Origin of the sequence: Lysinibacillus sp. NPDC095746 (assembly GCF_044763535.1) — a bacterium.
GTDB lineage: Bacteria > Bacillota > Bacilli > Bacillales_A > Planococcaceae > Lysinibacillus.
Genome location: NZ_JBIWGL010000033.1, coordinates 12,441 through 37,103 on the forward strand (window position 1 = coordinate 12,441; position 24,663 = coordinate 37,103).

At 36.8% G+C, this 24,663-nt stretch carries 20 protein-coding genes and 1 other annotated feature; of the genes, 15 read left to right on the forward strand and 5 right to left on the reverse strand.

All coding sequences use genetic code 11. The features are described 5' to 3' along the window. The first annotated feature begins 257 nt into the window (after positions 1 to 257). The 3 genes from ACIQ7N_RS19750 (at position 258) to ACIQ7N_RS19760 (ending at position 3,496) form a co-directional block, all read left to right on the forward strand. The gene (locus ACIQ7N_RS19750; protein ID WP_132363969.1) at positions 258 to 1,160 is read left to right on the forward strand and encodes a fumarylacetoacetate hydrolase family protein; all 903 of its coding nucleotides are present in this window, start codon (positions 258 to 260) and stop codon (positions 1,158 to 1,160) included. A gap of 194 nt (positions 1,161 to 1,354) precedes the next feature. Then, positions 1,355 to 1,723: a YisL family protein gene (locus tag ACIQ7N_RS19755; protein ID WP_402935365.1), complete on the forward strand. Its 369-nt coding sequence runs from the start codon at positions 1,355 to 1,357 to the stop codon at positions 1,721 to 1,723. Between the two features lie 303 nt (positions 1,724 to 2,026). Then, on the forward strand, positions 2,027 to 3,496 hold the full coding sequence (locus ACIQ7N_RS19760; RefSeq protein WP_402935368.1) for an alpha-amylase family glycosyl hydrolase: 1,470 nt from the start codon (positions 2,027 to 2,029) through the stop codon (positions 3,494 to 3,496). Positions 3,497 to 3,577: 81 nt separating this feature from the next. Here ACIQ7N_RS19760 and ACIQ7N_RS19765 read toward each other — a convergent pair whose 3' ends face one another. Together ACIQ7N_RS19765 and ACIQ7N_RS19770 are read right to left on the reverse strand one after the other, a co-directional pair. Further along, entirely contained in the window at positions 3,578 to 4,435 is an 858-nt protein-coding gene (locus ACIQ7N_RS19765) for a DegV family protein (protein WP_132363999.1), read from the reverse strand. Positions 4,436 to 4,710: 275 nt separating this feature from the next. Then, on the reverse strand, positions 4,711 to 5,520 hold the full coding sequence (locus tag ACIQ7N_RS19770) for a Cof-type HAD-IIB family hydrolase (RefSeq protein ID WP_402935372.1): 810 nt from the start codon (positions 5,518 to 5,520) through the stop codon (positions 4,711 to 4,713). 121 nt (positions 5,521 to 5,641) lie between these two features. On the opposite strand from ACIQ7N_RS19770, the gene ACIQ7N_RS19775 reads away from it, so the two are divergent. Both ACIQ7N_RS19775 and ACIQ7N_RS19780 read left to right on the forward strand, forming a co-directional pair. After that, positions 5,642 to 6,406 carry a prolyl oligopeptidase family serine peptidase gene (locus tag ACIQ7N_RS19775; RefSeq protein WP_402935375.1) on the forward strand — a complete coding sequence of 255 codons (765 nt, stop codon included), beginning with the start codon at positions 5,642 to 5,644 and terminating at the stop codon, positions 6,404 to 6,406. A gap of 53 nt (positions 6,407 to 6,459) precedes the next feature. Next, positions 6,460 to 6,768: a metal-sulfur cluster assembly factor gene (locus ACIQ7N_RS19780; RefSeq protein WP_402935377.1), complete on the forward strand. Its 309-nt coding sequence runs from the start codon at positions 6,460 to 6,462 to the stop codon at positions 6,766 to 6,768. A 656-nt stretch (positions 6,769 to 7,424) separates the two neighbouring features. On the opposite strand, the gene ACIQ7N_RS19785 is transcribed toward ACIQ7N_RS19780, so the two are convergent. Continuing rightward, a complete protein-coding gene (locus ACIQ7N_RS19785; RefSeq protein ID WP_402935380.1) occupies positions 7,425 to 8,111 on the reverse strand; it encodes a Crp/Fnr family transcriptional regulator in 687 nt (228 codons plus the stop codon). A gap of 273 nt (positions 8,112 to 8,384) precedes the next feature. Between ACIQ7N_RS19785 and ACIQ7N_RS19790 the strand changes: the two genes are divergently transcribed. Continuing rightward, complete coding sequence (locus ACIQ7N_RS19790; RefSeq protein WP_402935383.1) at positions 8,385 to 10,511, forward strand: ATP-dependent Clp protease ATP-binding subunit; 2,127 nt, start codon at positions 8,385 to 8,387, stop codon at positions 10,509 to 10,511. A gap of 48 nt (positions 10,512 to 10,559) precedes the next feature. On the opposite strand, the gene ACIQ7N_RS19795 is transcribed toward ACIQ7N_RS19790, so the two are convergent. Next, positions 10,560 to 10,754: a YjzD family protein gene (locus tag ACIQ7N_RS19795; protein ID WP_132363953.1), complete on the reverse strand. Its 195-nt coding sequence runs from the start codon at positions 10,752 to 10,754 to the stop codon at positions 10,560 to 10,562. A gap of 1,203 nt (positions 10,755 to 11,957) precedes the next feature. Here ACIQ7N_RS19795 and ACIQ7N_RS19800 point away from each other — a divergent pair. The 3 genes from ACIQ7N_RS19800 to ACIQ7N_RS19810 all read left to right on the forward strand — a co-directional run bounded on the left by ACIQ7N_RS19800 (position 11,958) and on the right by ACIQ7N_RS19810 (position 14,702). Then, positions 11,958 to 12,896, forward strand: a complete 939-nt coding sequence (locus ACIQ7N_RS19800) for a beta-ketoacyl-ACP synthase III (protein ID WP_402935386.1) — start codon at positions 11,958 to 11,960, stop codon at positions 12,894 to 12,896. A 31-nt stretch (positions 12,897 to 12,927) separates the two neighbouring features. Then, positions 12,928 to 14,169, forward strand: coding sequence for a beta-ketoacyl-ACP synthase II (gene fabF, locus ACIQ7N_RS19805; RefSeq protein WP_248717950.1), 1,242 nt, complete (start codon positions 12,928 to 12,930; stop codon positions 14,167 to 14,169). 302 nt (positions 14,170 to 14,471) lie between these two features. Beyond that, entirely contained in the window at positions 14,472 to 14,702 is a 231-nt protein-coding gene (locus tag ACIQ7N_RS19810; RefSeq protein ID WP_132363947.1) for a YuzI family membrane protein, read from the forward strand. Positions 14,703 to 14,764: 62 nt separating this feature from the next. Here ACIQ7N_RS19810 and trpS read toward each other — a convergent pair whose 3' ends face one another. Continuing rightward, on the reverse strand, positions 14,765 to 15,754 hold the full coding sequence (gene trpS, locus ACIQ7N_RS19815; RefSeq protein WP_248717951.1) for a tryptophan--tRNA ligase: 990 nt from the start codon (positions 15,752 to 15,754) through the stop codon (positions 14,765 to 14,767). A 299-nt stretch (positions 15,755 to 16,053) separates the two neighbouring features. Continuing rightward, positions 16,054 to 16,288: a binding site (T-box leader), on the reverse strand. 593 nt (positions 16,289 to 16,881) lie between these two features. On the opposite strand from trpS, the gene spxA reads away from it, so the two are divergent. The 6 genes from spxA (at position 16,882) to ACIQ7N_RS19845 (ending at position 24,583) form a co-directional block, all read left to right on the forward strand. After that, positions 16,882 to 17,277, forward strand: a complete 396-nt coding sequence (spxA, locus tag ACIQ7N_RS19820) for a transcriptional regulator SpxA (RefSeq protein WP_024362527.1) — start codon at positions 16,882 to 16,884, stop codon at positions 17,275 to 17,277. A 436-nt stretch (positions 17,278 to 17,713) separates the two neighbouring features. After that, the gene (gene mecA, locus ACIQ7N_RS19825) at positions 17,714 to 18,382 is read left to right on the forward strand and encodes an adaptor protein MecA (RefSeq protein ID WP_248717952.1); all 669 of its coding nucleotides are present in this window, start codon (positions 17,714 to 17,716) and stop codon (positions 18,380 to 18,382) included. 166 nt (positions 18,383 to 18,548) lie between these two features. Beyond that, positions 18,549 to 19,667, forward strand: coding sequence for a competence protein CoiA (locus tag ACIQ7N_RS19830; RefSeq protein ID WP_402935391.1), 1,119 nt, complete (start codon positions 18,549 to 18,551; stop codon positions 19,665 to 19,667). 48 nt (positions 19,668 to 19,715) lie between these two features. After that, positions 19,716 to 21,527 carry an oligoendopeptidase F gene (pepF, locus tag ACIQ7N_RS19835; RefSeq protein ID WP_402935393.1) on the forward strand — a complete coding sequence of 604 codons (1,812 nt, stop codon included), beginning with the start codon at positions 19,716 to 19,718 and terminating at the stop codon, positions 21,525 to 21,527. 457 nt (positions 21,528 to 21,984) lie between these two features. Continuing rightward, a complete protein-coding gene (locus tag ACIQ7N_RS19840) occupies positions 21,985 to 23,673 on the forward strand; it encodes an MFS transporter (RefSeq protein WP_402935395.1) in 1,689 nt (562 codons plus the stop codon). A gap of 310 nt (positions 23,674 to 23,983) precedes the next feature. Next, a complete protein-coding gene (locus ACIQ7N_RS19845; RefSeq protein ID WP_132363935.1) occupies positions 23,984 to 24,583 on the forward strand; it encodes a TetR/AcrR family transcriptional regulator in 600 nt (199 codons plus the stop codon). The last annotated feature ends 80 nt before the right edge of the window (positions 24,584 to 24,663 follow it).

Here is a 24,663-nt window from a genome sequence, read left to right on the forward strand (position 1 = left end):
TATGTATATAAGTTGATTGTAGTGGAGGATGGGCGACTCCTTGGGGATCAGCGTCACAGATGAGACCCTGGAGCGAGCAACGCGAGTGAAGCGGCTCATCGGACGCCCCCAGGAAAGCGCCCATCCGGAACGGAAATCAACCCACGTTATGGTGATGAGCCCACGATTTAATAGGAATAAAAATAATTGTCGCAAAAGTAAGGCAATTCCTATAATATTGTTGTATTATGTAGAAAAAAGAAGGAGCTCTGAAAATCATGAAAATTTTATCGTTTAAATTAGGTGGACATGTAAGTTTTGGACCAAAAGTAAAAAAAGAAGAAGCGGTATGGGATGTACTCGCTATTCAAAATGAACTTCAAGTTCTCCCTTCTTTTTCAAGTTCAATTGTAGATGGCATTGCTCTAGGCTTTGATTTTGTTGAACAGATTCGTAAATTAGTAGAAGCCGCTGAAAAATCAGACCGTGCAGAAAGTTTCAAACGTGAATTTACAGTGATTGAGTGGTTATCACCGATTCCACGTACACCAAAAAACATTATGTGTATTGGGAAAAACTATGATGAACATGCTAAAGAAATGGGGGCCGAGGCAGCTCCAATAGACTTAATGGTATTTACAAAATCTCCGACTGCTATTGCAGCTGATGGCCAAACAATTTCTATTCATGCTGATCTTTCATCGAAAATGGATTATGAAGGCGAATTAGCAGTTGTCATTGGTAAACGAGGTAAAAATATTCCGAAAAACTTAGCCTATGATTATGTATTTGGCTACACGATTGCCAATGATATAACAGCTCGTGATTTACAAGAAAAACATAAGCAATTCTTCTTAGGAAAAAGCTTGGAGGGAACTTGTCCACTTGGACCTTACCTTGTAACAAAAGATGAAATTCCGAATCCACAAGATTTAACAGTGGTAACAAAAGTGAACGATGAAGTGCGTCAAAACGGCTCAACAAAAGATATGATGTTCACTGTAGAATCATTAGTATCGATTTTATCTCAGCATGTAACATTAGAGCCAGGTGATGTTATTTTAACGGGTACTCCAGCAGGTGTAGGCAAAGGCATGAATCCGCCACAATTTTTAAAAGCTGGGGATACAGTGAAAGTGTCTATCCAGGGCATCGGTACTTTAGTAAATCATTTTGAATAATATTCTAAATCCGCGTGAGTTTACCTCCGCGGATTTTTAACTTCTTTTCGGCATTGTTGATCTGTAGCGACAGCACAATTATGCCTCGGCGTAATTGTTTTATATTACATGAACACTATTGTAATGTTTGAAACCCTTTCCATCACATGGTAGGATAGAGTTTGATAGAAAAAAGAATATGAGGTGGGAAAATAATGAATTTCTTAACTAGCCAAACGCATTTGCATATTACTACTTGGGTAGTTGCAATCGTAATCTTTTTAATTGCGGCATTAATGGGCAAGCAGTCAAAAGGCTTACATATGACATTACGTTTATTCTACATTTTAATTATCATTACTGGTGGCGCACTATTCATTAAAGGCATGGATTATAATATGGGTATGCTCTACGGCTTTAAATTCTTAGGCGGTATTTTAGTTATTGGTATGATGGAAATGGTATTAGTTCGTAAAAAGAAAAATAAACCAAATGGTCTGTTTTGGATTTTATTTGCAGTATTCTTATTCATTACATTGTATTTAGGCTTCAAACTGCCAATAGGGCAAAATTTCTTAGCATAATTATTTGGAAAGGTCGTGAAGATTTCGCTTCACGGCTTTTTATTTTGGAGAGAAGATGAAATTGTTTAGGTAGTAGCGCTTGGGGAGGTCAGAAAACTATCAGGTTAGCCGAAGAAGTGCTCAGGTAACTCGAAAAACTGCTCGGGTCGCCGGCCCAAGCTACCGAATGAATTGATAGTAAAAGTTGACACCTTTTTGTCGTAATTAATTTTGCATTTTCGGAAAATATTTTTAAATGATAGCGACGTGCCTATTTTATTTGGTAAAATGACGATGGATTGGTTTGAAAGAGAGGGATTAAAAGTGAAATTCAAGAAGTGGATAAGTGCAACAGCTGCATCGCTTTTACTAGCAACTTCATTAGTGAGTGCTACACCAATTGCGTATGCTGATGAGGCATCGACAAGAACAATTGCAGAAGAAAGCATCTATGATTTACTCGTTGACCGTTTCTTTAATGGTTCGGGCACTAACGATTTTGATACAAATACGCAAGACCCTACTAAGTTTGCAGGAGGCGATTTTGTAGGCTTACAGGAAAAACTAAAATTTATCGGAGAGATGGGCTTTACAATCGTTTCTATTGGTCCGATTTTTGCCACTGAGAAATATGATGGATCGATGCCGACGAGCTACTCTACAATTGAGCGTCATTTTGGTACATCTGAGGAATTCCAAAGTGTCATTGAGGCCTATAAAGCTAAAAATGTATCGATCATGGTTGATTTCCCACTAAACAACGTAAGTCCGAGTCATGAGTGGGCAAAAGATCCAGCGAAAAAGGATTGGATTGCTTCGACAAATAATGGACAAGTACAGTGGGACTTAACAAACAAAGATGTACAAGAAGCACTTATTAAATCAGCAACAGATTTTGTCTCTACATATAATGTTGGTGGGCTGCGTTTAACAAATATTGCTGGGATTGATACAGGATTTATCAATGAAGTGATTAAAGCATTAAAAGATTCGAAAAAATCGCTCTATGTCATTTCGAATGAAGAAAGTGATGCAAACTTTGATGCAAGTATTTCACCGGCTACGGCTGATATTTATCGTAATATATTTAAAAATGTTGATATGGATTCTTCTAAGTTGATCGAACCTTTTACGGGTGAAAAGCCAACTCAGATTATGGTCGATTCCCTAGAAACGCGTCGTTTCACATTTGATTCTGCAACAGAAAATATGTTCCCACCAACGCGTTTGAAAATGGCGATGGGTGCTTTATTTATGATGCCAGGAATTCCAGTTGTGCAATATGGTACAGAAATTGCGATGAACGGGGAAACAAAGCCAGATACACACCAAATTTTCAACTTTAAAACAGATGATGAATTAATCGAATATATTAAAAATGTTCAATCGTTACGTAATAAATCTGAGACATTACGCAACGGTGATTTTGACGTTATTACAAATGAAAATGGCCTGCTTGTATTTACACGTACATCCGATAAAGAAAAATGGGTCATTATGGTTAACAACACTAGTAAAACACAACGCGTTGATTTAACACCTGCTCAGCTTGGGGAAGGTAAAATGTTAAATGGTATTATCCATCAAGAAAAAGTCCGTATTAATGAAAAAGACGTGTATCCGGTTATTTTAAATCGTGAAATGGTAGAGATTTATCAAGTTAGAGATGATGAAGGATTAAATGTACCTTATATGGTAGCACTAGGATTAGTATGGGTTATATTCATAGCATTTGTAGTTGTTATTATTAGACGAGGTAAAGTACGCCGTAATGAGCAAGATGCTCAATCATAAAGGGTGCTTCATTTACAGGTAGTTACTACAAAATAAAATGATAGACCCCCTCAACACTTTTTAGTGCGGAGGGGGTTTTTGTTAAGCTTGATAGCTTTTATTTGTAAAGAAGATCGCAATTGTTCCTGGTCCAACGTGTGAGCCGATTGCTGAGCCAATCATTGTTACTTGAATGGCTTTTGGTGAAAATCTTTTTTGGATAGAAGCCTTTACTTCGTTGGCAAAGTCCACATCATCACTATGACTAATACCAACAATTTTATCGGAAAAATCATCGCCGCGTTCTTGCATTAAATCTAACATGCGAGCGATGGCTTTTTTGCGCCCGCGAGATTTTTCAATCGGCACAAGCTTACCGTCCTCTACATTTAAAATTGGTTTAATGCTTAGGAGCCCTCCAAGAAATGCGCTTGCCTTTGATACACGCCCACCTTTAGCAAGATAATCTAAATCCTCAACCGTAAATAAGTGTTCCATTTGTGGGGTAAGAGCTGTGATTTTTGCTTCGATTTCTTCCAATGAAGCACCTGTATTTCGAAGTCGAACCGCTTCTTCGACTACTAGGCCAAAACCAAGTGAAGCACATTTAGAATCGATAATAGCTAATTTAAGGGAGGGATATTGCTCCTGCACTTGATTGCGAATCATGACCGCCGTATTATAGGTGCCTGATAATTCCGATGAAAAGGCAATATAAATCCCTTCCTCTTCATTCTTTGCTAGATTTTCGAAATGGTTGAGAAAAATCTCTGGTGATACTTGGGATGTTTTTGGGTGAGCACCTTGACGAATAGCATCGTAAATTTCTTTGGAATCAATTGAAACGACATCATCATATTCATTATTGTTCAATTGCACGCGTAGTGGAAGAAGTTCAACATTGTTTTCTTCATAGTAAGACTTTGGTAAATCGCATCCACTATCAGTAAAAATTTTCATCATTTGTCCCCCTAATTTAATATTCTATATGAGAAGTTTTCAAATACCTATACTACATAACAGGTGAACAAGTGTCGAGCTTTCACTTTCCACTCTATGTTTCTCAAAACTATTTCGAATGAAATATTATATAGATATATTATCATATCGAGTTTCAGTATAATTGCAACATAGGATGTTTAACTTTATTCAATAAGTACTCATCGAATAAAGAGTACTCTTGAATAAAGTTAAACAGAAAAAAATAGGGTATTTATTTTCAAATTACTACTTAACTAGGTTAATTTCAAGCGATCGATGAGTATTTTAGCGATGCCATCGTCATTATTGGTTGTAGTAATTTCATTGGCAATATTTTTTAATGCAGGAATGCCATTGCCCATTGCTACACCGATGCCTGCATAATCGATCATTTCTAAATCGTTATCTTCATCACCGAATGCAATAATACGCTCGCGTGGGATTCCTAAATCTTTTGCTACATGAGCGATTCCTACTGCTTTATTTAAGCCACGGCGAACAATTTCAATAATGTGAAGCGGTGCACCCCAACGACGATGTTCGATGACCTCTGCATGAACAGCCTGTAAATGATCACGAATAATCGTGGAATTTACATCATTCGCTTGAATTAGTAAACTTGTTGGGTCATCAAGTAAATGAGTATAGAGATCCCCAAGAGTAATTTTTGGATTCCCCATATTAAAAATATTTAATATCCGTTCATCTTCTGTATGCACATAAATATCGTCCTTAATCTCAGCAATGATATTTTCGTATTCATAGCTCTTAATGGAATCGACGACATCATGCACTACGCCTAAATCAATAGGAGTATGCATAGTTTGCCAAGCAGCATTTTTTGGGTGGTGGACGTAAGCACCATTAAAATTCACGATGGGCGTTGTAAGGCCAAGCTCGTGATAGTAAATATCACTCGCACGATAAGGACGACCTGTAGCAATCATCACTTGATGGCCTTGTTCTTTTGCCTGCAATAATGTTTTTTTAGTTTTTGCTGAAATTTGTTGTTGGTCCGTTAATAACGTACCATCTAAGTCCAAAACGATTAAATGCGGTTTCATAGCTTATTGCCCCTTTCCTATAATTTGAATAGTATCTCTTTGTCATCCATTCGTCAAAATTTTGTCACAGTGAGAAAAGTTTGCTAACATAAAGATGAGACAAAAATTGGGAGTGACAAAGATGATTGTTGAAAAAGAATTGTGGGGAAATATTCCTTTATTACATATACATACGGAAAGTATGAATGAAGAAACCCCGGTAGTGATTTTTTTACATGGCTTTATGAGTGCAAAAGAACATAACTTACATTATGCATACCAATTAGTAGGCAGGGGGGTGCGTGTCCTATTACCAGATGCAAAATTACATGGCGACCGTAGTGAAGGTCTATCTGAGATGAAAATGAGCTTACATTTTTGGGATATTGTTTTAAATTCTATTCATGAAGTTGAACAATTATATAATGAATTAAAGAATAAAAAATTATTACTGAATGATAAAATTGGCGTTGCTGGTACCTCGATGGGTGGAATTGTAACATCAGGCTGTTTAAAGCGTTATGACTGGATTAATACAGCAGCAGTATGTATGGGTGCGCCAGGGTTTCTTAAATTAGCGGAGTATCAATTACAGCAATTCGCTAAAAGCGGTGTAAATTTGCCAATGTCCGAAGAAGAAATACAACAAACGAATGAGCTTCTTGCTAAATATGATGTCAGTCTAACACCAGAAAAATTCGCAGGAAGACCTGTGTTATTTTGGCATGGGGAATTAGATAAAACCGTTCCTTTTAATGAAACGTATAATTTTTATTTATCTTTACGTAAATACTATGAACAAAATCCAGAAGACTTAAAATTCTTAGCAAATAAAAGAGCGGGCCATGCTGTGTCACGAGACGGTATGTTAGCAGCAACTGAATGGCTTGCGCAGCATTTGGCATAATAAGATGCATCTGCTATGATTAAGTTAACACTGTGACGGAAGGAGAAATACAGATGGATCAAGATATGAAAGAAAGCATGTTAGGTGCATTAGAAAATGTAATTGACCCTGAGCTTGGTATTGATATCGTCAACTTAGGTTTAGTATATGATGTAGAGTTAGATGAAGAAGGTGTAGCAACTGTTACAATGACATTAACTTCTATGGGTTGTCCGCTAGGACCTGTTATTGTTGATCAAGTGAATACAGCTTTAGGTGAGCTTCCAGAGGTAAAAAGTACAAATGTCAACATTGTATGGAATCCACCTTGGTCAAAAGATAAAATGTCACGCTATGCAAAAATGGCATTAGGTGTACGCTAAGTCCACATAAAGCAGATAAAAAATCTCCGCTTGCAACAGTAAGCGGGGATTTTTGCATCAAAAAACTATTGTGCCAATCAAATTAAGGTGTCGTATAAAAATAGGGCTCTTCGGTAAAACGAGGGGTTGATTTCCGTTCCGGCTGGGGGCGTCCGATGAGCCGCTTCACTCGCTTTGTGATCTGATCCCCTTGGAGTCGCCCAGTCTGCACTCCAATCAACTGAATCACATGATGTACGTTTTAACAAAATAACACCCAACTTTTTAGTTTTATCGGAACACTTTTAGGAATTATCGCCCAACTTTTAAATTTTATCGATAAACTTTCACGTTTTATCACCCAACTTTTCATTTTTATCGACATCTACCTTCCAAAGAGCAAATACACAACTTTAACAAAAAGGTTTCGTCTGCCGAAAACGTGTCAGCGGCAACAATATACAATTACATCACTGCTATAAATTGTTCAATTATGATGCGTTTGTCATAGTGTCCAATTTTGAAATATATAAAATTTATAAAAGTTCTACGCTATCGTTGATTGGAGTGGAAGGCTAATCGACGCTCGCCCACAGGAAAGTGAGTAGCCTGGAACGGAAATCCCCCTATAAAAAATCCCCGCTTATAACTCAAAGCGGGGATTTTGTGTGTAGTGATTAATCGATACGACATATTTGTAACGGACAATTCTCACAGGCAATTTCATCCTTTAAAAATTGTAAATCGTGAATGGTAATATAACCTTTTTCGAAGGATATAATATTTCGCTTCTTTAAGTCATTAAGCATGCGATTAATCATTTCTCGACTCGTCGCACATAAATTAGCGATTTCTGTATTTGTTAATGGGAGGTCAATATAAATAGTGTCATTTTCTAAAGGCTTACCATAAGTATTTGAAAGGCGGATGAGTGTTGAAAATAAAGCGCCCTTTTTACCATTTAAAACTAAATCGCGCAAACGACTTTGATGTTTTAAATTTTCTGTTTGCAACCACTTCATATATTCCACCATTAAATTAGGTTGTTCCACTAGTAAAAGTTCCAATGATTCACGGCTTAGTACATATAAACTAGAGGGTTCTAAAACTTTAGCAGTCATGGAATTATACGTAAGTTTACAAAATAATGAGCCTTCTCCAATAATACTATCTGGACCACAAATACGAATGGTTAATTCCTTCCCATTCTCTGTTTCCTGGCTAATCGAGATAGCTCCTGTTTTTATATAATAAATTTCTTGCGCACGTTCGCCCTCTAAAAAAATTTTACTATCCTTATTTACTTTAATAAAAACACCGTGCTTTTGAAAAAGATCATGAAATTTTTCTTGTATATAATCCATTATAACCATATTTCCAACACATCGCTTTCTTTTTGTAAAAGATGTCTAATTATTACAAAAGGATGGTGAACAATTTCGATACTAAATCTAAGAAACATACTTTTATTATAACGTAATTTTCCAGTTATAAGGGAAGAAATTTTAGGGCTAATTCTTTGCGGAGGTTTGTCGTGTGTTGTAAAATAAAGTTAGTCAAAAAAGGTCAAACATTTTTTTGTGAAACAGAATGGCAAACGAGATTCCGCTTAACATTATTGAAAAGGAGTGCTAAATATGCAATTTCAACAAACAGATGACAAAAAACCATTAGAAAAATTTGGACGTAATTTAATAGATGAAGTAAAAAACGGTAAAATGGATCCGGTAATCGGACGTGATGAAGAAATTCGGAATGTCATTCGTATATTAACACGCAAAACGAAAAATAACCCTGTTTTAATAGGTGAGCCGGGGGTTGGTAAAACAGCAATTGTAGAAGGATTAGCCCAACGTATCGTAAAAGGTGATGTGCCTGAGGGGTTAAAGGATTGCATATTGTATGAGTTAGATATGAGTGCTTTGATAGCTGGTGCTAGTTATCGTGGACAATTTGAAGAGCGCTTAAAAGGTGTTTTACAAGAGGTAAAAGACTCCGAGGGGCGCATTATTTTATTTATCGATGAAATTCATACAATTGTTGGTGCAGGTAAAACAGATGGTGCGATGGACGCTGGGAATATGCTGAAGCCAATGCTTGCACGAGGTGAGCTACATTGTATCGGGGCTACAACATTAGATGAATACCGTATGTATATTGAAAAGGATCCTGCTTTAGAGCGTCGTTTTCAACAAGTGCTTGTACGTGAGCCATCTATTGAAGATACCGTTTCTATATTACGAGGCTTGAAAGAGCGCTTTGAGTTACATCATGCAGTACGTATTCATGACCGTGCGATTGTAGCGGCAGCAGAGCTTTCAAATCGTTATATTACAGAGCGTTTCCTGCCAGATAAGGCCATCGATTTAATCGATGAAGCATGTGCGATGATTCGAACAGAAATAGATTCCATGCCACAGGAGTTGGATGCAGTAACGCGCCGTATTATGCAGCTTGAAATTGAGGAGCAAGCGTTACGTAAAGAAAAGGACGAGGCAAGTAAAAAACGTCTAGAGCAACTTAGTGAGGAATTAACAAAGCTGAAAGAATCCTCAGAGGGCATGCGTAAACAATGGGAAACAGAAAAAGAAGCGTTACACGGCATTCAGAAAAAACGTGAAAAACTTGATAAATACCGTCGTGACTTAGATGAAGCAGAAAGTAAATATGATTTAAATAAAGCTGCCGAACTACGACATGGTAAAATTCCTACACTTGAAAAGGAAATTCAAGAGATGGAAAAACAATTAGAGAATGGTACGGAATCACGTATTTTACGTGAAGAGGTAACAGCTGATGAAATCGCATCTATCGTTTCACTCTGGACGGGGATACCGGTGACGAAATTAGTAGAAGGTGAGCGTGAAAAATTATTGCGCTTAAAAGATACATTGCATGAGCGTGTAGTCGGACAAGATAATGCTGTACAGCTTGTTACAGAAGCGGTATGGCGTGCTAGAGCTGGTATTAAAGACCCGCATCGACCAATTGGTAGCTTTTTATTCCTAGGGCCAACAGGTGTTGGTAAAACGGAGCTTGCGAAGGCACTAGCGGCACAGCTGTTTGATTCTGAGGATCATTTTATTCGCATTGATATGAGTGAATATATGGAAAAACATAGTGTGTCACGTCTTGTAGGGGCACCTCCAGGCTATATTGGCTATGAAGAAGGTGGTCAATTAACAGAAGCTGTTCGCCGAAATCCATATTCAGTAGTGTTATTAGATGAAATTGAAAAAGCCCATCCTGATGTTGCAAATATTTTACTGCAAATATTAGATGATGGACGCATTACGGATAGCCAAGGTCGTATGGTCAACTTTACGAACACAGTGATCATTTTAACTTCTAACATTGGCTCAAGCTATTTAATGGAAGCGAAGGAAGACGATGTTGCAGTTGAGGATTTAGTGATGGCTGCACTGCGTCAACATTTTAAACCAGAGCTGTTAAATCGTATGGATGATATTATTATGTTCCATGCATTATCAGATGAACACTTTACTGCGATTGCTTGGAAATATGTCGAACAGCTTGTCAAACGAGTGGCTGAGCAAGACATTACTTTACAAGTAGAACAACATGTAATTGACTGGGTTGTAGAACAAGGAGCAGATGCTCAGTTTGGCGCTAGACCACTAAAACGCTTCGTGCAACGCTATATTGAAACTGCGGTTGCCAAAGAATTGCTTCGAGGTGAAGTATTACCAGGTGAAACATTGCACATTAGAATGCATGATGGCCATTGCATAGTTGAAAAATAACAAAAAAACCTGTTCCGCATTAAGCGAAACAGGTTTTTTCTAGTTGAATTAATGATTGTCTGCAGCTTCTGGAGTTGACTCGTTTGGAATAACTGCTCCGATGATGAAAACAAGAATTGTAAATACAACTGATGTGACAACAGCAGTTTGGAAATCAAAATCAACACCAAGTACAGAGCTTACTACGTAGTTTAACATTGAAACTAGTAGGAATGACCATATGAATGTTACGATATATTGCATTAATTTCACCTCAACCGAACTTTTTTATATCATTATCATATCATAACATAAATCGAAAAAAAAAAAACCTTTTCTGTGAAACATGGCGAATTTGTCACAACGATAATTCTAATTTGTACTTTCATGCAATTTCATTGGTATCGGCGAAATTCGAAGATGTTGTAAATGCTGATGCTAGAGAGAGTCCGTGGTTGTTTGAATGTGGAAAAATAATCGATTGGTTCATGCCTACTTTCGATTTCCAGTTTCACCACGAAGTGTATCTTTTCTTAGATTCTACATTAATGGCAGGTAATAATTATTATCATTGTTTTAATGCGTGGAAAAGTATTAGGAAAAATTAACGTGGTTCATACTCGCTGCCATTTTATTTTATGGTGAGCGTATGGTTATCTTTTATTCAAACTAATGTTGAGTTCTAAGGCATCTCATACCGAATTGGGTCATCTGTATGGGTCATTTTTTGATTTGAAACTTTTTTACATATCATTCGTAGTATAACTAGACAATTCGAATTGATAGAACTGAAAAAAGGGAGAAATAAAATTTTGAACCATTGAATGAAACAATTACTTTTTGTGATTTACTTTATTACCATTGCGGATGCGTATTACTCAACGTTGTTTATTGAACCGAAAGCACCACCGCAACATCAGACCATTAAAGCGTCAGCCATTACGTTCATACAACTACGGTAGCAAACCTAACAAAAAGAAATGTACAACACGTCGTTTGAAATCTTCCGTAGTGCAACACACCAAGCAATGTCTTCAGAGCATAAAATGTTCCAAAGAGAAGATGATCCTTAACGACCTATTAGAGCATAGATTGGACATACGCAGATTCATGCGAGAGCCACCTTTCATCTTTTTACGCTATCGACTTTTACGTTGTTGATAATTTATCTATTAACAAGGCTAAAGCTGCAGATTTATTGCAGCTTTTTTTTGCATTAACCGCCATTTTTAATTTTTTTCAGCAGCTTCACTTATTCCCAAAAGTAATGCTTTTTCTTGCATGATTTCCGGTGCGGATGGGTGATTCTCTAGAACATATCGGGTGCCCCAAGTCGGAACGGAAATGACCCCCACGTTAGTAATAAGGGACGTTAAATTTAATTCATCTTGCACCAATACTTCATTATGAGTTATAATTATGACCAGTTACTAATAATTGATAGTAAGAAAGCAGAGGGGTTGCTAAATGAACGCTGGTATTATAGGAATTGGCAAATACGTTCCGGAGAAGGTCGTTACAAATTTTGATTTAGAAAAAATGATGGACACTTCGGATGAATGGATTCGAACTCGTACAGGGATTGAAGAACGCCGTTTTGCTGCAGATGACCAAGAAACTTCAGATTTAGCAGTAGCTGCTGCAAAAGAGGCTATTGCAAAAGCAGGTATTACACCAGAGGAAATAGGCTTAATACTTGTAGCAACAGTAACACAAGATCAAAATTTTCCAAGTGTAGCATGTATGGTTCAGAAGCAAATTGGAGCAGTTAATGCGGCTGCGATGGACCAAGCGGCTGCTTGTTCAGGATTTATATATAGTTTAGTCACAGCAAAGCAATTTGTAGAATCAAATGCTTATAAATATGTCTTAGTAGTAGGTGTTGAAAAACTATCGAAAGTACTTGATTGGGAAGACCGAAATACCGCTGTGTTATTCGGTGACGGTGCAAGTGCAGCAGTCGTTGGTCCGGTATCAGAAGGTAGAGGTATTTTATCATTTGAACTTGGTGCAGACGGTACAGGTGGAAAGAATTTGTATTTAACACAGCAGGACACAATCGCTATGAATGGCCGTGAAGTATTTAAGTTTGCAGTTCGTCAAATGGGTGAATCTGCAGTAAACGTATTAGAAAAAGCAGGTTTAACAAAAGAAGACGTAGATTTTTTAGTGCCGCATCAGGCGAATATTCGAATTATGGAATCTGCTCGTGAGCGTCTAGAACTACCACCGGAAAAAATGTCGAAAACGATTCATAAATATGGGAATACATCGGCAGCGTCTATTGGTATTTCCTTGGTAGATGAGCTTGAGGCAGGTAAAATTAAAGATGATGATTTATTAGTACTTGTTGGATTTGGCGGTGGCTTAACATGGGGTGCCGTTACAATTAGATGGGGAAAATAAAAAACGAAAAATGCTTGAGGGGAGTAAGACAATGAGTAAACGACGAGTAGTAATTACAGGAATTGGCGCAGTTACACCACTAGGGAATAGCATCGAAGAAACATGGACTAACATTAAAGCAGGGAAATCTGGCATTGGCGAGTTAACACGTTTAAATAAAGATCTTTTCGCAGCGAAAATTGCCGCTGAAGTGAAAGACTTCAATATTGAAAAGTATATTGAACGTAAAGAAGCTCGTAAAATGGATCGCTTTACACAGTATGCCTTAGCAGCATCTATCATGGCGATGGAAGATGCACAATTAACAATCGATGAAGAACTAGCACCACGGGCAGGTGTCTGGATTGGCTCAGGAATCGGTGGTATGGAAACATACGAACAGCAATTTTTAACATTCCAAGAGCGCGGAGCAAGACGTGTAAGTCCATTTTTTATTCCAATGATGATTCCAGATATGGCTTCAGGTCAAGTGTCGATACATTTGGGGGCAAAGGGCATTAATTCTTGTTCAGTAACTGCTTGTGCTTCAGGTACAAACTCCATTGGGGATGCTTTTAAAGTAATTGAGCGTGGCGATGCAGATGTTATGATTTCTGGTGGTGCAGAGTCGCCAATCGTGACGATGGCAGTAGCAGGCTTCTGCGCAAATACTGCATTATCTTTAAATACAGATCCAGAAACAGCTTGCCGTCCATTCGATAAGAATCGCGATGGTTTCATCATCGGTGAAGGTGCGGGTATTGTTATTTTGGAAGAGTATGAGCACGCAAAAGCACGCGGTGCAAAAATCTACGCAGAAGTTCTTGGCTATGGTGCTACAGGAGATGCACATCATATTACCGCTCCAGCTCCAGAAGGAGAAGGTGCTTCTCGTGCAATGATGCAAGCTTTAACTGATGGCGGCGTAGAAGCTTCACAAGTAGACTATATTAACGCACATGGAACAAGTACACCATATAACGATTTATTTGAAACACAGGCAGTAAAAACAGTCTTTGGTGAACATGCCTATAATCTTGCAATGAGTTCTACAAAATCAATGACAGGTCACTTATTAGGTGCAGCTGGTGGTGTTGAAGCTATTTTCACAGCGCTCGCACTTAAAGAAGGCATTTTACCACCGACAATTAATTTAACAGAGCCAGATCCAGATTGTGATTTAGATTATGTACCGAATGAAGCTCGAAAAGCAGAGATTAAATATGCTATGAGTAACTCACTTGGATTTGGCGGGCATAACGCTAGTCTATTATTCAAAAAAATTGAGGAATAATAAAATTAGTGGGGATTTCATCATCCCTACTTTTTTTTATTAAAAATTATGAAAAGTGGTTGATTGGAGCGGAGACTAGGCGATTCCTTGGGGCTCATCGGACGCCTCCAGGAAGCTTTGCTTTGTAGCGAAAGCAAAAGCGTCAGCTCAAAGCCCTAGCCGGAACGGAAATCAACCACTCGTTTTGCAGAAGAACTTACGTCAACATAAAAAACGTCAGCCTAATTTACATGGCTGACGTCTTTTTTTATAGTTTTGTGAATAGATGATAATTAAGAAGAAATAGAAAGGATGCCCTTATCTTGTTCCGACTCTTTTTATTTTTAATGAGCTATGGCTTATTGATTCTCTCAGTAGGGAATCTCATTTTGTATTTGAATTATCGGACGCTCGGCTATTCCTGGCTAGTAGTTTTTAAGTTCATGGCACAAACATCAGCATTTTATATGGCCATTGGATCAGCCGTTGTGTTATGCGCTGTTGTGCTTGATCTTGGTTATGATAAAACTATAAATGAAAAAGATAAGATGTAACTCTTAAGTTACTCTCTTTTTGGCCAAGCTCTTACAATCATCTTTATAATAAAGTCTTCTTGTTAGCGACGTGTACGACCAAGGCCCATAGCTTCTTCCATGCGTTTTAATGTAGCACTTGCAATTGCATTTGCCTTTTCAGCACCTGCATCTAAAATAATATCTAATTCTGAGGATTCTACCAAATTATAGAACTTCTCTTGAATTGGCGTTAGGTGATCAATAACCGTTGCTGCCACACCTTGTTTGAAACCACCATAGCCAACGCCTTCGTATTTTTTTACAAGATCGTCAATAGATACGCCTGAAATCGCAGATTCGATTGTTAGTAAATTAGAAACACCAGGTTTATTTTCTACATCAAATGCCACAAAACCATCAGAGTCAGTAACAGCCGACTTAATTTTTTTCTCAATATCTTTCGCTGAATCTAAAAGCTTAATTGTCGCTTTTGTATTTGGATCAGATTTACTCATTTTTTTAGTTGGTTCTTGTAGTGATTTGATACGAGCCCCTGCTTTTGGTAATTGAATTTCAGGAATCGTTAATACGTCACCAAAACGTTTGTTAAAGCGCTCTGCTAGATCACGAGTAAGCTCTATATGCTGCTTTTGATCATCACCGACAGGGACAATGTTTGTATTGTACAAAAGGATGTCTGCTGCCATTAATGGCGGATATGTTAGTAGAGCGGCAGATACGCTTTCCTTACCGTGAGATTTATCCTTGAACTGTGTCATACGTTCAAGCTCTCCAATCGATGCGACACATTGTAGCATCCAGCCTGCCTGTGCATGTGCTGGCACTTCTGATTGAATAAATAATGTAGATTTTTTAGGATCGATGCCAGTAGCGATATACGTAGCTGCTAGGTTGCGAATATTTTGACGCAATTCCTTTGGATCTTGTGCCACTGTTATTGCATGCTGATCGACGATACAATAAACAGCATCACCTTCATCTTGTAATGCAGGGAATTGCTTAAACGCACCTAAATAATTCCCTAGAGTTACAATACCTGTTGGCTGTACGCCTGAAAAAATAGTTGTCATTGTCATTTCCTCCTTGAATTTAAGTCCCTTATTTTTACATAAACGACAAAATGAAGAGTCGTCACCAAAAATGTGTGGTTGATTTCCGTTCCGACTGGGCGCTTTCCTGGGGGCGTCCGATGAGCCGCTTCACTCGCGCTGCTCGCTCCAGGGTCTCATCTGTGACGCTAATCCCCAAGGAGTCGCCCAGTCTCCACTACAATCAACTTTTCGTAATAGACGTTTTAATAAAAGTCATTCACAATTCTTGGTGATGAACCGAAATAAAAAAACATCATGCGTCCTCATTAGTTCTTTAATGAAGGGACGAATGATGTTTGAATCCGCGGTACCACCCAGCTTGCCTAAACAGGCCACTCTACTTCGTAACGTGAAGGGGACGAGCTTTGCTAATAAACTTCAGTAAGGAAACTAAGCCGTTCACAAAGCTAACTCGGAAGTCCATTCCAAATGCTTACACGATCTGTTTGCAGCAACCACAGACTCTCTAAACGTGTAAAATGCAAATGTACTACTCTTCGTCAGCGTTTTTTATTTTGTTCAATAACAGTCTTTTAAGGTGAACTCACCAAAGACATAATTGATTGATTGCAAAAAATTATATTATAAAGGCTCAGTGAAATGCAAGTGCGTAAAGTCAGACTTTTGGCGGTGTTCATTACCGAAAAAAATTATATGCTATTTTCGCTAGTTTTTTTATCTATTGGAGCGTCCGTGGAAAGCGCCAGTTGGATCGGAAATTAAAACAAACGTTATGGTGATGAACTATTTATTTGAAAATGCAACCAATATTAGTAAATATACGTCTATATTGTACGCACTGAACTGACAATATTCTCGTTTAAAATTTTTAAATGAGAACAAAAACAATCGGATAGAAGTGTTTAAAATGTGCTGCGAATGGGAATATTATTAGTAGTTCATTAGATATACCAAGAAGTAGCTGCTTTGAAAAGTTAAATAAAAAGACAGAAAATTTCGTGTGAGAGGGTTATTCTTTTTTTTATTGGAACTATATTCAAACATCACAGAGTACTGTATAATGGTATGTAGATTACATTACATTAATTCTAATTTAACACACTGGTTTATAGATAATGACTAAAAGGAAAGGATGTGTCAGTATGATAGTAACTTTATTTACATCACCAAGTTGTACGTCTTGCCGAAAAGCGAAAGCATGGTTAGAGGAGCATGAAATCCCGTATACAGAACGTAATATATTTTCCGAACCATTAAGCATTAGTGAAATTAAAGAAATTTTACGTATGACAGAGGATGGTACGGATGAAATTATTTCAACTAGATCAAAGATTTTCCAAAAACTGAATGTTGATGTTGAAAGCTTACCATTACAACGTTTATATGAGTTAATTCAAGAGTATCCAGGTTTATTACGTCGTCCAATCATTTTAGATGAGAAACGTTTACAAGTTGGCTACAATGAGGATGAAATTCGTCGTTTCCTACCTCGTAAAGTTCGTGCGTATCAATTACAAGAAGCACAGCGTATGGTGAACTAGTATCTCCATATTGTGCTTAGAATAAGTATTAGATGTTACATATGCACCAAGCATATTGTGGCATCTATTTTTTTGTGTTTTACTTATGTAAAACCATCTATATAAAGTATAATAAATAGTAGGGAAAAGTCATATATTTCCGTAAAGTATGTTAAACTTGATTTTAACTTAATAGTTTACTACAATTTCAATAATTCAAATATCTTCTGTTGAAACGGTGTATATCCTTTTCATTTTATGACAGAACAGCATACAATATAATTAGAGACAACTGTGGACAATAAATTTTTGATTTCGGTTGCTCAATGGTTTTACTGTAGTGTGGTCAAAGGTTGAAAAACAAAAACGGAGTATGAGGTTAAAAACAATGAATAAAAGCATACTAATGAAACAAAACTGTTTTTCGACAAATGACAGTGAAGGGAGATGAGGTCTAGTGGACATCGAACGTGTAAACGAAAATACACTCAAGCTCTTTATTACGTACAATGATATAGAGGATCGCGGCTATAGTCGTGAAGAAATTTGGTACAATCGAGCAAAGGGTGAACAACTTTTTTGGGATATGATTGATGAAGTAAACACTGAGGATTACTTTGATGTAGAAGGTCCTATTTGGATTCATATCAATGCGTCTGAAGTAGGCTTAGAAATCATTGTCACACGTGCACATATTTTAAAAGACGGTGAAACCTTAGATGGTTCTTCGCAATTTGGCGAACATAAAGAGATGTTTGCCCCATTCGAGGACGTTGGAGAGGATCTTCTCAGTCAACTAACTCAGTTTGGTGACTTAGATGAGTCAGAGTTATTTATGGATACAGATATTTATGTTTATAAATTTAAAGATATTGATGAGTTAATCCCAGTAGCGAAACGCATGACAGATGAATTAGTGGATTCCTCATTATTTAAATATGAAAATTGGTACTATCTGGTAGTTGACTTCACGAACGCAAATGAAGAACTAAATCATCACGATAGAAATGCCGTTATCAAAGAATTTTTAATACCATCAAATTTCACAATCCATCGCTTAGAGGAATATGGCGAAAAAATTATGGAATTTAATTGTTTTGAAACAGTACGAAAATATTTTATTTAAAGTATTGAGTACTTGAATTGGAGTGACTGGACTGTAAACAAACTTGGTGATTATCAAGTTTGTTTACAGTCTTTTTATTTCAAAATTAAAATTTCAAGAAAAAGCCGTTCTTTATTTGTTGCTATTAAAACACTCCTTTACAATTAATCGAAAAGGAGATGATTTTATGCTTATGGCCTATAACGAGCTTCAGCAGATTTTCCTCCCATACGAATATTCAAGGGAAGCATTACAACGATATAGGCGGCAGATGAAATTTTATTGTCCCCAATGCCAACAGCCCGTCCAATTAAAGATTGGCCAATATAATATCCCTCATTTCGCTCATATTGCTAATAGTAGCTGTGAGCGGTTATTTGCAGAGGGTGAATCAAAACTTCATTTACAAGGGAAAGTACAATTATTTGAATGGCTGAAAAAACTCGGGCATACAGTAAAGCTGGAGCCTTATTTACAGAAACTTGCACAGCGACCAGATATGCTTCTAATAAAGGAGCGACAGCATATTGCTATTGAATTTCAATGTAGTACAATTTCACATGAAAAGTGGCAATTGCGTACATCTGGATATGAGAAAAATTTTATTCAGCCATTGTGGCTTTTTCAAACACCTCAAAAGCAATCTACACAAGGTATTCAAAAAATTTCTATTTCTCCAATTATGCAAAAGATAATAAATGTCACAGCACAAGGCTTGGCTTATTTAGTGACCTATGATGCAAACACATCGAGATTTATTTATTGGACGAATCTTCTTCATGTCCAGGGGCATACTTTTATAGGCAAAGTACAGGAACTGACGATTAACAAGCAACATTTCCCTTTTTATGAGCCTAAGCCAATTACGAAAGAAGAATTTCAACTTTATTGGCAGCTTTATAAAAAGCATTGTAAGCAATTCGTATACCAACGATTATTACATAGTAAAAATGGAGTACAAGATTCATTTTTACGAAGTAATTATGAGTTACGCTTTACTTTAACTGCAATGCCTGATTACGTAGGTGTTCCGGTAAAAGATGCAGAAACGATACCGATGTTTTCTATTGAGTGGCAAACGATTTTCCTTTATTTTTGTCGTCGATTACAATTAGAACCTCATGAACTAGACGAGAGAACTATTCGATCGTTTTTAACCGAACAAAATGTAGCGGTAACAAATCAAGCGGTACAAGCAATCAAAAATTATGGAATGGTGCTGGCGGAAAGTTATAAAGAAGATCGTTTTTCTAATATTTGTGAGCAAATGTACGCACATTTATTTGCAATTGCCACAATATACTGAGAAAATATGAGAGTATAGGAAAAGCTAACATATTAAGGGGGCTGGCACATGGCTAGTAATCAAATTTTAGTAAGAAACGAAGTTCCAGAAGAGTTAACTTGGCGCTTGGAGGATATATTTGCAACTGACGCACTTTGGGAAGCAGAGTATAAAGAAGTTGGAGAAATGGCAAAAAAGGCATCTAGCTATGCAGGTACTTTAAAAAATGGAGCAGATGCATTATTAGCAGTTCTAACTTATCACGATGATATTTACCAACGTACGATGAAGCTTTATACGTATGCTCATATGCGTTATGACCAAGATACGACAAATAGCTTCTACCAGGATATGAATAGTCGTATTCAAACATTAGCGACTAGTATCTCAGCTGCTCTATCGTTTTTAACACCTGAGATTTTATCATTGAGTGAAGAAACAATAGAACATTACTTAGCAGAAAACAAAGACTTACAACTGTATAAGCAATCTTTAAAAGAAATAACAATGGCCCGTCCGCACGTTTTACCAGCAGAACAGGAAGCATTACTGGCACAAATGTCTGAGGTTACAGGTACTGCTTCAAATACATTTAGTATGTTAAACAACGCAGATATAGTCTTCCCTAAAGTGAAAAATGAAGATGGAGAAGAAGTGCAACTAACACACGGTAACTATATTAAGTTTCTAGAAAGTAAAGATCGCACTGTTCGAGAAAATGCCTTTAAAGCAATGTATGAAACTTACGGTAACTTTAAAAATACGTTTTCGACTACAATAACTGGCAATGTTAAAAAGCATAATGTAAACGCGCGTATCCGTAATTATGATTCTGCACGCCACGCAGCACTGTCTAACAACTTCATTCCAGAAAGTGTTTATGACCAATTAGTAGAAACAATCCATAAGCATTTACCAGCTATGCAGCGCTATATCTCATTACGTAAGAAACTTTTAGGTGTGGACGAACTGCATATGTGGGATTTATTTGCCCCACTCGTTAAGGAAGTTGATATGAAAGTCACTTACGATGAGGCGAAGGATATTTTAGTAAAAGCTTTAGCGCCACTAGGTGAGGAATATCAAGGCATTGTTCAGGATGGACTTGATAACCGTTGGGTGGATGTTTTAGAAAACAAAGGGAAACGCAGTGGTGCGTACTCTTCAGGCGCTTATGGAACGAATCCATATATTTTAATGAACTGGCAGGACAATGTTAATAATTTGTTCACACTAGCTCATGAATTTGGTCATAGTGTACACAGTTATTATTCACGTAAAAATCAGCCGTTTGTTTATGGTGATTATTCTATTTTTGTGGCTGAAGTAGCTTCGACATGTAATGAAGAACTGTTAAATGATTATTTACTGAAAACAATTGAAGATCCACAACAGAAAATTTATTTATTAAATCATTGGTTAGATGGCTTCAGAAGTACTGTTTTCAGACAAACAATGTTTGCTGAATTTGAACACCTAATCCACCAAATGGATAAGAATGGTGAATCTTTAACAGCGGAGCGTTTAACAGAGGTTTACTATAATTTAAATAAACAATACTTCGGCGAGGATATTGTTGTCGATGAGGAAATCGGCTTAGAATGGGCTCGTATTCCACACTTCTACTATAATTACTATGTGTATCAATATGCTACAGGTAAATCAGCTGCAACAGCATTAAGTAAACAGATTTTAGAAGAGGGTACACCAGCTGTAGAACGTTATATTAATAACTTCTTAAAAGCAGGTTGCTCGGATTTCCCGATTGAGGTATTGAAGGCAGCAGGTGTTGATATGAACGTTGCTAAACCGATTGATGATGCATGTAAAGTATTTGAAGAACGTTTAAATGAGTTAGAAAAATTATTGTTGAATAATTAATTCAGAAGGCTGTAGGGATTTCACTACAGCCTTTTTTCTATGATTAATTGAATAATAAAAAATTAAGGAATAATGATTTTTTTTGATTTCTAAATGGTTTAAAAGGTGTATCTTGAAAAAATACTGTTTGTAATCGCTTTCTATTTGACAAATTTGTGAATCTATCAACGGACTTGTTGCTATATTTACTATTCCATGATAAATTGATTCATGTGAAATAAATCACAAAACAAACATACACCCCTTTGTTTGAACGTGAACATTTCTCCCATCCCCTTTGTGAAAAAGAGGCGTCACTATCTGTCGAGGATAGTGGCGCTTCTTTTATTTTTAGAAAATGTTCGATAAATAAATAAAGCCTAATCTAAAAACAAAATGAATGCAACCAGTTGCATTCATTTTGTTTTTTCTTTATAATGCAATCAAATGATTACATTTTATGAATAGAGGTTAGAAAGTGAAGAGTAAACAAAGTTATATGATGCCGGTAATTGCTGCGGCTCTTGGTTTTTTTATGGCTTTATTGGACACCACAATTGTGAATGTTTCTTTGCCCAAAATGACAGCATACTATGAAACGACAATTGATCAAATTTCTTGGGTGATTGATAGTTACAACATTGCCTTTGGTGTTGTTTTGCTAACGGCGGTAAGATTTGCAGATCAATTTGGTAGGAAGAAAATATTTCAAATAGGGCTTATGTTGTTTGTAATTGCGTCAGTTCTATGTGGATTATCACAATCAATTGGGTTATTAATTTTATTTCGATCGATTCAAGGTTTGGCGGCAGCAATGATTGTTCCAGTATGTATTCCTTTAGTACTTGTTCATACTCCGGCTGAAAAGGTTGGTGTTATAACGGCACTATTTGGAATAATGGCTGGGGTATCGACTGCATTGGGACCGACAATTGGTGGCGTAATTTCAGAGAACTTTTCATGGCAGTGGATATTTTATATTAATGTACCGATAGGGATATTAGCGGTAAGTTTAATTCATTATTTTGTACATGAATCGTATGATCCTACTGCCTCTAAGAAGATCGACTGGATGGGTATGATAACAATTAGTATTTCATTGTTTGCACTCATATACGGTCTTTTACAAGTGAAGGAAGTTGGGTGGACATCACCACTTGTACTATGTTGTTTAATTGGCAGTGTTATAGGCTTATTATTATTTGTAAAGTTTGAATCAAAAAATAAAGATCCAATGCTTCCAGTTCAGTTGTTTAAAAACTATCAATTTGCATGCGGGAATATCGCACTGTTATGTTTAGGAATCGGGATGATGTGTGTCTACTTTTTAATGGCATTTTATTTAACAACAGTAAACGAAATTTCTCAGATACAGGCGGGTTTAATACTTAGTTCATCTTCTATAGCGACAATGCTCATTACACCTCTTGCAGCTAAAGCAAATAAATGGGGGACATTATGGTTTGGTGTCAGTGGTTATGTACTATTTAGTATAGGAACCTATTTGTTAGGTTTTATTTCATCAGATCAATCGGTTTGGGTTATTGTCGGAGTTTTAATGATTGTTGGTTTAGGATCGGGTTTAATTTTTAGCCCATTATCAATAGCACTCATTTTGCAGGTTCCCGAAGAAAAGGCTGGGATTGCATCAGGGTTATTTCAAGTAAGTCGTGTTATTGGGGCTGCGGTTGGCGTGGCAATTTTAGTCGTGATGCTGCAGCATATGATGCAGAACGAAATGAAAGCGGCAAAAAATGAAATGATCGAAATGGTTGAGATAAGTAAATTTAGTGATAATACGAAGGAAAGGCTAAAGCTTCAATTCGAACAAAGTAGAAATGAGCTAGCAGAAAATAAATCGTCACTACAAGATTTTATACATAAGTTAACGGACGAAGAGGAAAAAGTACTAAAATCTTCACCAAATAAAGCACATGCTGAAATTAAGGAAAGATTCGCCATTGAAAGAAAGGAAATAATAAATCTTTATCCAACGCTAGAAAAAATAATGAAGGATCATATTTCTTTAGCCTATAAAGCAGTTTTTAGATTTGGGGCAATTGTCATGTTAATTGGTGCTGTTTTCGCTTATTTAAATGGCATAAATGCAAGAAGAATGAAGAAATATTTAAGAGAACGAAACTTTGAAGCTGCTAAGAAATGTTAACTTTTTTGAGCTGATGTTCAAACATTTGAAATAAAGAAACTCAGTCTAAGAACCTCATGTCCTTAAATGACCGATATCAGCCCTCGTGTAGGCCAAAGCACAAAGCCGATTCCGGACGCATTATTTAATTATGCGACAGCGGCAAATGTTTTCTGCGCGAAAGCGAAGCGACAGCGGCAAATGTTTTCTGTGCGAAGGCGGCAATTATGCAAGGCATAAATTGATTAAACTGAATGCAACTGATTGCTATCACTTTTTAATTCCGATATAATATTGAGCAAATTATGTTCGGAGGAGGAAAGAGGGCATAATGGCAAAGTTGAAGACAAGAGAAAAAATTCTTAATGCTGCATTGACGCTTTTTGGAGAAAAAGGGTTTGCCGGGACTTCTACACGTGAAATTGCTGAACGTGCTGGGGTGAATCACATTACACTTTTTAGACACTTTGGAAATAAGGAGAATTTGTTTCGTGAGAGTGTTATTTCACATAAAACAGACAGAGATTATTTTCCTAAAATAGAAGAGGCGTTTACAGGTGATATAGAGCATGATCTTAAAATCTTGGCACAAGCTTATTTTGAAGAAAATATTCCTGTCAAGGAAACTATTTGGGTACTTATGCGTGAGATCCAACAAGATAAAGAATTTGAAAAAATGTTTTTTGAATACCCGAATAAGTTATTTCAACATTTAGAAAATTATTTAATTAAATTACATGAGCAAGGGAAAATTCCAAAAGGGAACTTTAAATATACTGCGAATTTTTTCTATTCTCTGCTATCGTCAATTTTAGTTTTTCAATTGACATTACCTTATATAAATGAGCATATTAATCCGGATATTGATGAGATGATAGATGAGGTTGTGCATTTATTTACTTTAAGTTTGTTTAATCCGAAAGAAAGTTAATGATGAGGCTAAAAAGACAAATAAAAGCAAGTGAAGTTTGTTCTTCACTTGCTTTTATTAGTAGGAGCTTAGAATAATAG